General features: G+C 68.5%; 8 protein-coding genes, 1 tRNA gene and 2 pseudogenes. 7 read left to right on the top strand and 4 right to left on the bottom strand.

Annotation, left to right across the window (positions count from 1 at the left end; genetic code table 11):
* Window positions 1–110 precede the first annotated feature (110 nt).
* From AB3X08_RS13965 to AB3X08_RS13955, 3 genes are all read right to left on the bottom strand, one after another.
* Entirely contained in the window at window positions 111–1,484 is a 1,374-nt protein-coding gene (locus AB3X08_RS13965) for an EAL domain-containing protein (RefSeq protein ID WP_369933278.1), read from the bottom strand.
* Window positions 1,485–1,602: 118 nt separating this feature from the next.
* On the bottom strand, window positions 1,603–1,917 hold the full coding sequence (locus tag AB3X08_RS13960) for a DUF3175 domain-containing protein (protein WP_369933276.1): 315 nt from the start codon (window positions 1,915–1,917) through the stop codon (window positions 1,603–1,605).
* A 38-nt stretch (window positions 1,918–1,955) separates the two neighbouring features.
* Window positions 1,956–2,210 carry a hypothetical protein gene (locus AB3X08_RS13955; RefSeq protein WP_369933274.1) on the bottom strand — a complete coding sequence of 85 codons (255 nt, stop codon included), beginning with the start codon at window positions 2,208–2,210 and terminating at the stop codon, window positions 1,956–1,958.
* A 315-nt stretch (window positions 2,211–2,525) separates the two neighbouring features.
* Here AB3X08_RS13955 and AB3X08_RS13950 point away from each other — a divergent pair, with 315 nt between their 5' ends.
* The 6 genes and pseudogenes from AB3X08_RS13950 (at window position 2,526) to AB3X08_RS13925 (ending at window position 11,573) form a co-directional block, all read left to right on the top strand.
* Entirely contained in the window at window positions 2,526–6,893 is a 4,368-nt protein-coding gene (locus tag AB3X08_RS13950; RefSeq protein WP_369933272.1) for a DEAD/DEAH box helicase, read from the top strand.
* 483 nt (window positions 6,894–7,376) lie between these two features.
* The gene (locus AB3X08_RS13945; RefSeq protein ID WP_369933270.1) at window positions 7,377–9,044 is read left to right on the top strand and encodes a methyl-accepting chemotaxis protein; all 1,668 of its coding nucleotides are present in this window, start codon (window positions 7,377–7,379) and stop codon (window positions 9,042–9,044) included.
* A 74-nt stretch (window positions 9,045–9,118) separates the two neighbouring features.
* Window positions 9,119–9,604, top strand: a pseudogene (locus AB3X08_RS13940) (CHASE3 domain-containing protein); the annotation flags it as partial.
* A gap of 291 nt (window positions 9,605–9,895) precedes the next feature.
* Window positions 9,896–10,792, top strand: a pseudogene (locus AB3X08_RS13935) (methyl-accepting chemotaxis protein); the annotation flags it as partial.
* 11 nt (window positions 10,793–10,803) lie between these two features.
* Window positions 10,804–11,319 carry a chemotaxis protein CheW gene (locus AB3X08_RS13930; RefSeq protein WP_369933269.1) on the top strand — a complete coding sequence of 172 codons (516 nt, stop codon included), beginning with the start codon at window positions 10,804–10,806 and terminating at the stop codon, window positions 11,317–11,319.
* A 92-nt stretch (window positions 11,320–11,411) separates the two neighbouring features.
* Entirely contained in the window at window positions 11,412–11,573 is a 162-nt protein-coding gene (locus tag AB3X08_RS13925; RefSeq protein WP_369933268.1) for a hypothetical protein, read from the top strand.
* Window positions 11,574–11,751: 178 nt separating this feature from the next.
* Here the strand turns inward: AB3X08_RS13925 and AB3X08_RS13920 are convergent.
* A tRNA-Ala gene (locus tag AB3X08_RS13920) sits at window positions 11,752–11,827 on the bottom strand.
* A 291-nt stretch (window positions 11,828–12,118) separates the two neighbouring features.
* Here AB3X08_RS13920 and AB3X08_RS13915 point away from each other — a divergent pair.
* Entirely contained in the window at window positions 12,119–12,526 is a 408-nt protein-coding gene (locus tag AB3X08_RS13915) for an H-NS histone family protein (protein WP_184411142.1), read from the top strand.
* Window positions 12,527–12,667 lie beyond the last annotated feature (141 nt).

The raw sequence follows: 12,667 nt of genomic DNA, 5'->3' as shown, positions 1-12,667 counted from the left end.
CCGCGAACACCGCGATGCCCGTGTAGGAGCGGCTTCAGCCGCGACAGGAGCGTTCCGAAGAAGGCCCGGTCGCGGCTGAAGCCGCTCCTACAGAAATCTATCGCAAGAACTCAGTCCGCCGCGTCGCCGATTGCCGGATAGCGCGCCAGGTGCGCCGACAGCGGCCCCGGATGCGCCAGTTGGTAGCCTTGCCCGTAGCGCGCGCCCAGCGCCTGCAGCGTGGCCAGTTCGCTCTCGGTCTCGATGCCCTCGACGATGACGCTGGCGTCGGTCTCGGCGGCGAAGGACAGGATCGCCAGCGCCAGCCGCTGGCGCCGCGGTTCGGCGTCGATGCCGCGGGTCAGGGTCAGGTCCAGCTTGATGATGTCAGGCGACAGGTGCAGCAGGTGGCGCAGGCTGGCGAAGCCGGTGCCGGCGTCGTCCAGCGCGACGCGCAGGCCTTGCCGCTGCAGCGCGCCGATATGCTCGGACAGGCGCGGATAGTCCGGCGCCTGCAACTGCTCGGTGATCTCCAGCACCACCCGCGACAGGTCGTGGCCGTGCAGCAGCGCCTCCAGCTGCGGGTGCAGCAGGGTCTGCGCGGAGACGTTGAGCGCCAGGTACAGCGGCGCGGGCAATTGCGCCAGCAACGGCAGCGCCTTGCGCACCGCGGTCAGCTCCAGCTCCAGCGCCAGCCCGACCTTGCTCGCGTCGTCGAACCAGCGCAGCGGCGCCAGGCCGGGATGGGACGGGAACCGCGACAAGGCTTCCACGCCGACGATGCGCTGCGTGGAAAGCGCCAGCACCGGCTGGGTCACGATCTGCAGGCGTTCGTTGGCGACCACCTCGCGGATGCGCGTGGCGATCGCCGCCTTCTCGCGGAACGCATGCTTTTCCGCGTTCTGGCGGCGCGCGATATCGGTCTGCAGCGCGGCGCGGTCCATCGCCAATGCCAGCGTCGCGCCGACCAGGGTCGCCAGCATTTCCAACGTACGCACGTCCTGCGGGGTGTAGCTGCAGGGGTAGGGCGACATCACCTTGAGCACGCCGATGCCGCGATCGCCATAGCTGAGCGGCACCACCAGCATCGAACGCAGGCCGACCTTGCGGCACGCCTCGAGATTGACCCGCGGGTCCTGCTCGGAATCGTCGCACTGCAGCACCTTGCCGCTGCGCATGCACAGTCCGGACAGGCTGCCGTTGCTGGGCAGGCGCAGGCCCAGGTGCCGTTCGGCGGTACCGCTGGCCGACCAGTACAGCATGTCGTTGCCGTCGCACATCTCCACCACCGCGCCGTTGGAGCGGGTTAGCTCCTGCGCGCGGCGGGTCACCACGTCGACCACCTGCAGCGGATCGCTGCCGGCAGCGGCGATCTCGCCCTGGGCGAGGATGATCCGCGACAGCAGCAGTGCATCCTCGCTCATCGCCGAGGCGACGGAGCCAGGGTCGGCAGCGGTATCGGCAGGGCGCTGGACCCAGTCCGAAACGTCGGGTTCCTTGATCATGTCGCGATCATGCGCCCATGCTTCGGCGCAGGGCAAACGCAACGCGCCGGGGGGCGCTAGCGAAGCACGGAACTGCCGTGCGCATCACGCTGCGCCCCCGAATGCCGCGTCGCGGCGCTCAGCCCGCGGTGCCCCGGCGCGGCTTGCCGTACAGGCTGCGCAGTTCGTCCTTGGCCTGTTCCAGCACCTCGCGGCGCTGGGCCGGCAGCTGCTTGCCGGCGCGGTTGATGTAGAAGGTCAGCATCGACATCGCCGAGCGGTAGGGACCGGTGCGGCGCCGCGCGCTCTGGTCGGCGGAGTGCTTGAGCGAACGGGCGATGGACACCGGGTCGTCGCGTTCGAACACGCTGGGCGTGAGCTCCAGCGCATCGCTGCTGTCGTTGACGCGCTGCACCCAGTGGGCGGTGGAAACATTCGAGCTGCTGTGTGCCATTGGTGATGCTCCTTGGCTAGGGAAGTGAAAAGGTCTGGCTAGGGAAGTGAAGCGGTGGAGTCGACGTTGAATCGCCACGCCGCCGAGGGCGAGCGAGTGGAAGCGGTGAAGCTGCAATCGACGTCGGTGCGGACGTTGCCCCGTTGTGCGCCGGTGCCGCGCACGCACCTTGCGCTGCGCTGTCGCACACGGCCATCGCCGAGCATGCGCGCGTTGCGCAATACCACGGCGTACGCGCAGTCACGCGCCGCGGCGGCGTGGCGGCGCCGGTACCGGCGCGGTTGTTCGATCATGCTGCCATGCTGCATGCAAGGCTCCCCGAAGCGATTTCACGTTCGTTGCGCAAACTCTGGATGCGCTGGCGTGACGGCATCGACAACATAACAACGCATGTCGGGGTACGTGGTAGACAGCTTGGCTTTCACTGAATCATTAACCGAAAATCCCTTGAAAACAGCTGTCCCGCGCAGCTGCGCTTGATCTGCGTTGGTAACGTCACCATGTTTTCCCGACGCGATTGACTCGATTGTCGTACCGAGGACAATCGGGACACCCCCTCGTTTCGCCCGCAATGCATTCGATCGCGACGCTGCGTCGCCGGAGACCGCATGTCGTTCGTGCAAGCACGCTTCCATCCTGCCGTCGCCCGCTGGTTCGAGCGCTGTTTTGCCGCGCCGACGCCTGCGCAGCTGGCTGCATGGCCGGCGATCCAGGACGGGCGGCACACCTTGGTGGCGGCGCCCACCGGCTCCGGCAAGACCCTCACCGCGTTTCTCGCCGCGCTCGATGCGCTGCTGCGTGAAGGCCTGCGCGATGGCGGGCTCGCCGACCGCACCCAGGTGCTGTATGTGTCGCCGCTGAAAGCGCTTTCAAACGATATCCAGCTCAATCTCGAGGCGCCGCTGGCCGGCATCCGCGCCGAGCTGGCCGCGCTGGGCCTGCCCGATGTGGAGATCCGTACCGCGGTGCGCACCGGCGACACGCCGCAGCGCGAACGCGCGCAGGCGCGGCGGCGCCCGCCGCACGTGCTGGTGACCACGCCCGAGTCGCTGTACGTACTGCTCGGTTCGGCATCCGGGCGCGACGCGCTGCGCCATGTGCGCACGGTGATCGTCGACGAGATCCACGCGCTGGCCGCGAACAAGCGCGGCAGCCATCTGGCGCTGTCGTTGCAGCGCCTGCAGCAGCTGTGCGCGACGCCGCCGCTGCGCATCGGCCTGTCGGCGACGCAGAAGCCGATCGATGCGGTCGCGCGCTTCCTGGTCGGCAGCGCGGCGGTGCATGCCGGGCAACCGGATTGCGCGATCGTCGACATCGGCTATGCGCGTGCCCGCGATCTGGCGCTGGAGCTGCCGCCGACGCCGCTCAGCGTGACCATGTCCAACGATCAATGGCAGCAGGTATACGCGCGACTGGCCGAGTTGGTGCGCGCGCATCGCACCACGCTGGTGTTCGTCAACACCCGGCGCATGGCCGAACGCACCGCGCGGCACCTGGCCGAGCTGCTCGGCAACGACGCGGTGGCGGCGCACCACGGCAGCCTCGCGCGCGAGGCGCGGCTGCTCGCCGAGCAGCGGCTCAAGGCCGGCCAGCTGCAGGTGCTGGTCGCCACCGCCTCGCTGGAACTGGGTCTGGACATCGGCGACGTGGACCTGGTGTGTCAGCTCGGCTCGCCGCGCTCGATCGCCAGTTTCCTGCAGCGCGCCGGGCGTTCCGGCCACGCCGTCGGCGGCACGCCGAAGGCGCGGCTGTTCCCGCAGTCGCGCGACGACCTGGTCGAATGCGCGGCACTGCTCGACTGCGTGCGCCGCGGTGAACTGGATGCGCTGCGCATGCTCGATGCGCCGCTGGACGTGCTGGCGCAGCAACTGGTCGCCGAGGTCGCCTGCCAGGAATGGGACGAGGACGCGCTGTACGCGCTGGTGCGCGGCGCCTGGCCGTACGCGACGTTGCCGCGCGAGCGCTTCGACACGGTGCTGCGGATGCTGTGCGACGGCTTCAGCACGCGGCTGGGGCCGCGCGCCGGCTATCTGCATCGCGACGCGGTGCATCGCCGCGTGCGCGAGCGCCGCGGCGCGCGCATGGCGGCGCTGACCTCCGGCGGCACCATTCCCGAGACCGGCGACTACAGCGTGTTGCTGGAGCCGCAGGCGGAGACCATCGGCACGGTCAACGAAGACTTCGCGGTGGAGAGCCTCAGCGGCGACGTATTCCAGCTCGGCAATGCCAGCTATCGCATCCTGCGCGTGGAGCCGGGCAGGGTGCGGGTGGAGGACGCGCGTGGTGCGCCGCCGAACATCCCGTTCTGGCTCGGCGAGGCGCCTGGGCGCAGCGATGAACTCTCGGCCGGCGTGTCGCGGCTGCGCGCGGAGCTGGAGCGCTGCCTGGAGCAGGGCGGTGCGGCGCAGGCGCTGGCCTGGCTGCAGGAGGAACAGGCGCTGGACGCCGCCGCTGCGCAGCAACTGGTGGACTACCTGGGCCGCGCACGTACCGCGTTGGGCGCGCTGCCCACGCAGCGCTGCATCGTGCTGGAGCGCTTCTTCGACGACAGTGGCGGCACCCAACTGGTGATCCACAGCGTGTACGGCAGCCGCATCAATCGCGCCTGGGGCCTGGCCCTGCGCAAGCGCTTCTGCCGCACCTTCAATTTCGAACTGCAGGCCGCGGCCACCGAGGACGCGATCGTGCTGTCGCTGTCGACCCGGCACAGCTTCGCGTTGGACGAGGTCGCGCGTTACCTGCATGCGTCCTCGGCGCTGGACGTGCTGGTGCAGGCCTTGCTGGACGCGCCGCTGTTCGGCGTGCGCTGGCGCTGGAACGCCACCAACGCGCTGGCCCTGCCGCGCTTCACCGGCGGGCGCAAGGTCGCCCCGCAGCTGCAGCGGATGAAGTCGGAAGACCTGCTGGCCACCGTGTTCCCGGACCAGGTCGCCTGCGCCGAGAACCTGGTCGGCGAGCGCGAGATCCCCGAGCACCCGCTGGTTGCGCAGACGTTGCACGATTGCCTGCACGAGGCGATGGACAGCGACGGCTGGCTGCAGCTGCTGCGCGGCATCGAGGACGGCAGCGTGCGCGTGCTGGCGCGCGATCTGGCGGCGCCCTCGCCGCTGGCGGCCGAGGCGCTGGACGCGCGGCCGTACGCGTTCCTCGACGATGCGCCGCTGGAAGAGCGTCGCACCCAGGCCGTGCACAGCCGCCGCTATCAGGATCCGGACAGCGCCGACGACCTCGGCCGGCTCGATCCGGAGGCGATCGCCGCGGTGCGCGAGGAAGCCTGGCCGCAGCCGCGCAGCCGCGACGAGATGCACGAGGCGCTGGTCGCGCTCGGCGTGCTGAGCGACGGCGAGGCCGCCGCACAGCCGGCGTGGTCGAACTGGCTGGCCGAGCTGGCTGCCGATGCGCGGGCCACCCGCTTGCAGCTGGGCGGCGACGGTGACGGCATCGGGCTGTGGGTCGCGGCCGAAGCGCTGGCGCTGATCGCGCCGCTGTATCCGCAGGCCGCCGCGCAGCCGCGCATCGCCGTGCCGCAGGGCTACGCGATCGACGACTGGCAGCGCGACCACGCGCTGCGCGAGCTGCTGCGCGCGCGCCTGTCGGCGCTGGGGCCGGTGACCGCGGCGGCGCTGGCGGCGCCGCTGCAGATGCCGCTGCGCGAGGTGCAGGCGGCGCTGCTGGCGTTGCAGCAGGACGGCTACCTCCTGCCCGGCCGCTTCACCGCCGAGGCCAGCGCCGACGAATGGTGCGAGCGCCACCTGCTGGCGCGCATCCATCGCTACACGCTGGGCCGGCTGCGCCGCGAGATCGAACCGGTGGCGCCGCGCGACTACGCGCGCTTCCTGTTCCGCTGGCAGCACCTGGATGGCGAAGGCCGGGTCGCCGGCGCGGAAGCGCTGGCCAGCGTGCTGGCGCAACTGGAGGGCTTCGAGGCGCCGGCGGCGCTGTGGGAGGCCGACCTGTTGCCGGCGCGGGTGCGCGACTACGCGCCGGCCTGGCTGGACGAACTGTGCAGCGCCGGCCGCACGCTGTGGACGCGCCTGCGCCCGACAGCGGCCAGCGCGGGCGGTGCTGGCGGCACGGGCTCGCTGCGCAGCACGCCGATCCTGCTGCTGCCGCGGCGCAGCGCCGCGCAGTGGGCGCGACTGGCGCCGGCGGCCGAGTCGGGCGCGCTGGGTTCGCGCGCGCAGAAGGTCGCCGATTACCTGGGGACGCATGGCGCTTCGTTCTTCGACGAGATCGCCGATGCGACGCGGCTGCTGTCCACCGAATTGGAAGAAGCGCTGGCCGAACTGGTTGCGGCAGGCCGCATCCACTGCGACAGCTACGCAGGCCTGCGCGCGTTGCTGGTACCGGCCTCCAAGCGTCCCTCGGCGCTGTCGCGGCGCCGGCGCCGGGTGCCGCTGTACGGCATCCAGGATGCGGGACGCTGGGCGTTGCTGCGCGGCGCCGCGGATGCCGGCGACGCCGTGGCGCGCGGCGAGGCGCTCGAACACCTGGCGCGGACCCTGCTGCGCCGCTACGGCGTCATCTGCTGGCGCCTGCTCGAGCGCGAGGCGGCGTGGCTGCCGCCGTGGCGCGAGTTGCTGCGCGTCTATCAACGCCTGGAGGCGCGCGGCGAGATCCGCGGCGGGCGCTTCATCAGCGGGCTGTCCGGCGAGCAGTTCGCGCTGCCCGAGGCGATCGCCCTGTTGCGTCAGATCCGCCGCCAGCCGCACGACGGCGCCTGGCTATGCGTGGCCGCGGCCGATCCGGCGAACCTGCTCGGCAGCGTATTGCCGGGCGCCCGGGTGCCGCGCGTGCCTGGTGCGCGGGTGCTGTACCGCGATGGCCTGCCGATGGCGACCTGGGTGGCCGAGCGCTTCGAACTGTTGCAGGACCTGAGCGCCACCGATGCCGCCGCGGCGCGGCAGCGGTTGCTCGAATCGACCGGCCCAGGGACGCGCGAGGCCATCGCCGCGATGCTCGCCGGTCTGCGCTAACACAAATCTGGTCTCAACTGCCTGTTCAGCTACCAAGAACATTCAGAAAGCAACGCGCCAGCGCTCGGACGTGTGCAAATTTCACATCTTGTCTACAAATAATCTAGGTTCCCATCTCAGTTCCCTTGCGCGTACAAATGAGTTGAATTCGCCGCGCAGAACAACTGCTGCATGCGACGCGCAACCTGGCGGGCCTCCCGTGGTAGCGCTAAAACGTCGCTGCGAAAAGGCTTGGCTCGTATTCATCAACGGGGCACGGGTGCGTTGTTGTGTGCCGAATTCTGCAGACATGGCACCGATTAAAGACGATTTGCCGGGGTGCCGATAGCCCTCAAGCAACGGGCCAGTGCAGCACCGCCTCGGGTCATCCCAGGTGCATCGCATACACCGTCGCCATCGTTCCCGATCCATGTGGTGCAGCGGGAAGGACGTCCGGACGCGTCGTGGTGGCGCGGTCGTTACCAAACAATCGGGGTAGAGATCATGTTGGGCAATATGAAAATTGGCATCAGGCTGACCTGCGCGTTCCTGATCGTGGCCGCCATCGGCGCGTGCATCGGCGCGATCGGTATCCGCAATTCCGGGCACATCAACGACTACGCCACGCTGCTGTACGAACGCGAGCTGGTCGGCCTGTCCAACATCAAGGAAGCCAATATCAACCTGATCTATGCCGGCCGCGCCCGCGCCAACCTGCAACTAGCCACTACGCAGGAAGAGCGCGCCAAGCACCTTGCCAGCATCGACAAGTACACCGCGACGATGGTCGACTACATGACCAAGGCGCGCGCCTCGATGGACAACCCTGAGGGCAAGGCGGCGATGGCGCGCTTCGACGAAGCGTGGAAGGTGTACCTGGCGCGCCGCGGCGCGTTCCTGGAGAAAGCGACGCAGCAGCCGCTGCAGGACGCCAATCCGGAACTCATCGCATTGTCTGCCGCCTCGCGCAGCGCCTCTGACGACGTCGACGAGCTGATGACCGGGCTGGCCAAGATGAAGGAAGCCAACGCGGCGGCCGCGAGTGCCGAAACCAATGCGATCTATACCAATGGAACCAAGGTACTGACGGCCATCATCGTGGCCGGCGTGTTGCTCGGAGTGGGTCTGGGCTTCTTCATCAGCCGCAGCGTGACCAAGCCAATCGGCAAGGCAGTGGACGTGGCCAATGCGCTGGCCGAGGGCGACCTGAGCATGCTGATCGAAACCACGTCCAAGGACGAGGCGGGGCAGTTGCTGATGGCGATGCGGCGCATGGTCGAGAGGCTGCAGCAGGTGGTCGGCGAGGTCAACGCCAGCGCGCAGACGTTGGCCGGCGCTTCGGAGGAAGTGAGCGCGACCGCGCAGTCGCTGAGCCAGGCCTCGACCGAGCAGGCGGCCGGCGTGGAGGAGACCAGCGCGTCGCTGGAGCAAATGACCGCCTCGATCGGGCAGAACACCGACAACGCACGGATCACCGACGGCATGGCGGCGCAGGCGGCGCGGGAAACGCTGGAGGGCGGCTCGGCGGTGGTGGCCACCGTGGCGGCGATGAAGCAGATCGCACAGAAGATCAGCATCATCGACGACATCGCCTACCAGACCAACCTGCTTGCGCTCAACGCCGCGATCGAGGCCGCGCGCGCCGGCGAGCACGGCAAGGGCTTCGCCGTGGTCGCCGCGGAAGTGCGCAAGCTGGCCGAGCGCAGCCAGGTGGCGGCGCAGGAAATCGGCGAGGTCGCTGGCTCCAGCGTCGAGCTGGCGGAGAAGGCTGGGCGCCTGCTGGAAACCATCATGCCCAACATCAAGAAGACCTCGGACCTGGTGCAGGAGATCGCCGCGGCGTCGCAGGAGCAGTCCTCCGGCGTGGCGCAGATCAATTCGGCAGTGGTGCAGCTGAGCCAGACCACGCAGCAGAACGCGACCGCGTCCGAGGAGTTGGCGGCCACCGCCGAAGAAATGAGCTCGCAAGCCAGCCAGTTGCAGGACAGCATGGCCTTCTTCCGGCTCTCCGGGCAGCCGCGGGTGGGCACCGTGTACGCGGCCGACGCCGATGCGGAGATCGCGGCGCGTTACCCGCGCGCGCGCCAGGCGGCACGCGATCGCACGGTCGCGGCACGTAGGCCGGGCAGCGCAAAACTTGACCGCAGCGAAGCGCTACTGGGCCACGCCTGATACCTCGCGCTGCGATGCCGCAGCGCGCTCAGCGTCCTTCGTCCCAACGCGCATCCCATTCCTGAGAGAGTGCCGTGATAAAACACATCAAGATATCGACCAAGCTCTACGGCGGGTTTTCGGTCGTTCTGCTGATTCTTCTGGCGCTGGCGGCCGTGGCGTACTACAACGTCACCGCGCTGTCGCAGGCCAACTACTGGAACACGCACACCTACAAGGTGATTGCCGAGGTGGACGGCGCGCTCAGCAGCCTGATCAACATCGAGACCGGCACCCGCGGATTCTCCCTGACCGGCGAAGACGAGTTCCTGCAGCCCTACCGGGCCGGCATGACCGAGTTCGAGCAGCACCTGAAGAAAGCCCGCGAGTTGACCGCGGACAATGCCAAGCAACAGTCGCGGCTTGATGTACTGAAGCAGACGCAGGAGCAGTGGCTGAGCCAGGCGGTGCATCCGCAGATCGCCCTGCGTCACAACGTCAATGGCGGCAAGGCCACGATGGAGGCGATGGCGGCCGCGGTGCGTTCGTCCAAGGGCAAGGCCTATATGGATGCCATGCGCGACAAGATGGCCGAAGTGCGCGCGGCCGAGAGCGACCTGCTGGCGGCGCGTGCGGCCGAGGCCGAGCAGCTGCAGCAGCGCACCAGCATCACCCTGATCATCGGTAGCCTGGTGGCGGCGCTGTGTGCGGTGGTGATCGGATTCCTGATCACGCGTTCGCTGATGACCGAACTGGGCGGCGAACCTGGCGCGGTGATGGAAGTGGCCAGGCGCATCGCGCAGGGCGATCTCACCGTGCAGGTGCCGACCCGCGCCAACGACAGCAGCAGCGCGATGGTGGCGCTGCAGGTGATGGTCGACCGGCTGGCGGAAGTGGTCGGCGATGTCAACAACAGCGCGCAGTCGCTGGCCGGTTCGTCGGAGGAGGTCAGCGCCACCGCGTTGACCTTGAGCCAGGCCGCCACCGAACAGGCCGCCGGGGTGGAGGAAACCAGCGCCTCGCTGGAGCAGATGACCGCGTCGATCGCGCAGAACACCGACAACGCCCGGATCACCGAAGGCATGTCCGCGCAGGCGGCCAAGGAGGCCGTGCAGGGAGGCGAGGCGGTGCTGGCCTCGACCCATGCGATGAAGCAGATCGCGCAGAAGATCGGCATCATCGACGACATCGCCTACCAGACCAACCTGCTGGCGCTGAATGCGGCGATCGAGGCCGCACGCGCCGGCGAGCACGGCAAGGGCTTCGCGGTGGTCGCCGCGGAAGTGCGCAAGCTGGCCGAGCGCAGCCAGGTGGCCGCGCAGGAGATCGGCGAGGTAGCGGCCAACAGCGTGAGTCTGGCCGACCGCGCCGGCAACCTGCTGGAAACCATCGTGCCCAGCATCAAGAAGACCTCGGACCTGGTGCAGGAGATCGCCTCCGCATCGCAGGAGCAGTCTTCCGGCGTGACCCAGATCAATCTGGCGGTGTCGCAGCTGAGCCAGACCACGCAGCAGAACGCCACCGCTTCCGAGCAGCTGGCGGCGACCGCCGAGCAGATGAGTTCGCAGGCCGAGTCGTTGCAGCAGGCGATGGCGTTCTTCCGTTTGAGCCGTAGCGAGGCGCTGCCCGTGCGCAGCGCCGAGCGGCCGCCGCGCACGGGCGTGGTGCGGCCCGCGCGTGCCGAAAGCAAGAGGGCGCGGGTGCGGCCGTTGGCTGCGGCCTACGCGATGGTGGAATCGCCGGACGAAGCGAACTTCGTCAACTTCTAAAGGTGAACGTGATGCAGAACGGGACATTCGACGCGTCGGCGCAAGCGCACGATCAGAACCCATCGCAGTTTCTGACCTTCCATCTGGGCCAGGAGCTGTTCGGCCTGAGCATCGTGGGCATCAAGGAAATCATCGAGTACCGGGCGCCGACGCCGGTCCCGTCGATGCCGGCATGCGTACGCGGGGTGATCAACCTGCGCGGCGCGGTGGTGCCGATCGTGGACCTGCAGTTGCGGCTCGGGCGTGCGGCCAGCGCCGTCACCCGGCGCAGCTGCGTGGTGATCGTGACGCAGGAGGGCGAAAGCGCCGGCCAGGCGTTCGGATTGCTGGTCGATGCGGTCAGCGAGGTGCTGGACATTTCGCCGCAGCAGATCGAGGCGGCGCCCTCGTTCGGCTGCGGCATCCGCGGCGAACTGATGCAGGGCGTGGGCAAGCTGCACGATCGTCTGGTGGTCCTGCTGGAGCGCAGGCGTGTGCTGGCGATGGATGGCGATGCCGATATCCTCGCGCCAGCGCTGGCCGCCTGAGCGGTCCGCGCGCTCGCCGTGATACGCGCATCACGGCGCACCGGCTAGGGTCGTGGAGGTAGGGCATCTGCCCGCCACAGCGAGATCCGGACATGGCGAACCAAGACAAGCAGCACAGCGACAAGCAGGGCATCCGCGAGGGTCAGCAGGACCGCGCCCAGGACGCCGCCGCCAAGCAGCGGCAGGGACTGGAAGACGAAAAACTGCGCGAGGCGCACGAGCGCGGCCCCAAGTCGGGCGAACAGCAGGACTGAACGGTTGCGTCGGCCGCCGCGCGCCTCGGCGGCCGGGCGCGCGCCTGTGCAGGCAGGGGGCCAGGCCAGCAGATCCATGCCACTTCCGCCGCATGCGCGGCAGGCGGACGCCGGCGATGTCGGCACGCGGCCCACAAAAAAGCCCCGGAGTCGCCTCCGGGGCTTTCGTCTGAACAAATGGTGGAGCGGAAGGGGATCGAACCCTCGACCTTCGCATTGCGAACGCGACGCTCTCCCAGCTGAGCTACCGCCCCACATCAGACGCATAGTCTAACTGGCCCGGGGCATGCGTGCCAAGAGGGGGCGAGGCGCATCGTCCACGGTGCGGCGCTGCTGCCGCGCGAGGCGGCAGGGCAGGCCGCCTCATGCGATCGTCTGCGGTTTCCTTTCGGTCTTGCCCAGTGTCAGGAATGCGGTGCCGTATCCAGGCAACCGCCGGACGGAGTCGATATAATCGCGGGCCGAAATCCTCGCCAGACGATTTCGTCGTTCCGGATGAAATATTCCGTCCGTTCCAAATCTTTTATCCACGGGTCTTTGAAAAAATGACGGAAGTTCGCAACTTGCAACAAATCGCCGAAGCCAAGGCCAAGCTGCAGGAAGAAATGCGCAAGCTGGAAGAGCAGGAGAAGCAGGCGCGCGAAGGCGAGACCAGCGCCGCGCACGCCAACATCCTGTCGCTGCTCGAGCAGTTCTCCGAGTTCTTCAGCGCCAAGCAGCGCAACGAGATCGCCGCCTACGTGACCAGCAGCGCCGCGCCGAAGGTTGCCAGTGCCAAGTCCGCCGGCGGCCGCAGCGAGGTCAAGCCGAAGTACCAGCTGCCGCATACCGGCGAGACCTGGTCCGGCCGCGGCCGCACGCCGAAGGCGTTCGCCGCATGGGAAGGCACCGCCGCCTACAACGAATGGAAGGCGCGCCATCCGGATCTGAAGTTCCCGCTGGTCAAATACTGATCGGTCGAAAAAGGCCAGGGTTCCCTGGCCTTTTTTATGTGCGATGGTTTTATGCGCGGCATTGGTGTCGCCCAGGTTTGTCGTGGATAAAACCGTGGCGCAGAGGCAGGCGCGGCAGGGAATGCGCTTGGAATAACCGAG

This window comes from Xanthomonas sp. DAR 34887 (assembly GCF_041245805.1).
Classification (GTDB): Bacteria; Pseudomonadota; Gammaproteobacteria; order Xanthomonadales; family Xanthomonadaceae; genus Xanthomonas_A; species Xanthomonas_A tesorieronis.
Note: the sequence above shows the minus strand (reverse complement) of the source record. Positions and strands in the feature narration are given on the sequence as shown.

Bases quoted from the DNA above. Each gene is read 5' to 3' on its own strand.
- AB3X08_RS13965 (WP_369933278.1), bottom strand. From the start codon at position 1,484: ATGATCAAGGAACCCGACGTTTCGGACTGGGTCCAGCGCCCTGCCGAT.
- AB3X08_RS13960 (WP_369933276.1), bottom strand. From the start codon at position 1,917: ATGGCACACAGCAGCTCGAATGTTTCCACCGCCCACTGGGTGCAGCGC.
- AB3X08_RS13955 (WP_369933274.1), bottom strand. From the start codon at position 2,210: ATGATCGAACAACCGCGCCGGTACCGGCGCCGCCACGCCGCCGCGGCG.
- AB3X08_RS13950 (WP_369933272.1), top strand. From the start codon at position 2,526: ATGTCGTTCGTGCAAGCACGCTTCCATCCTGCCGTCGCCCGCTGGTTC.
- AB3X08_RS13945 (WP_369933270.1), top strand. From the start codon at position 7,377: ATGTTGGGCAATATGAAAATTGGCATCAGGCTGACCTGCGCGTTCCTG.
- AB3X08_RS13930 (WP_369933269.1), top strand. From the start codon at position 10,804: ATGCAGAACGGGACATTCGACGCGTCGGCGCAAGCGCACGATCAGAAC.
- AB3X08_RS13925 (WP_369933268.1), top strand. From the start codon at position 11,412: ATGGCGAACCAAGACAAGCAGCACAGCGACAAGCAGGGCATCCGCGAG.
- AB3X08_RS13915 (WP_184411142.1), top strand. From the start codon at position 12,119: ATGACGGAAGTTCGCAACTTGCAACAAATCGCCGAAGCCAAGGCCAAG.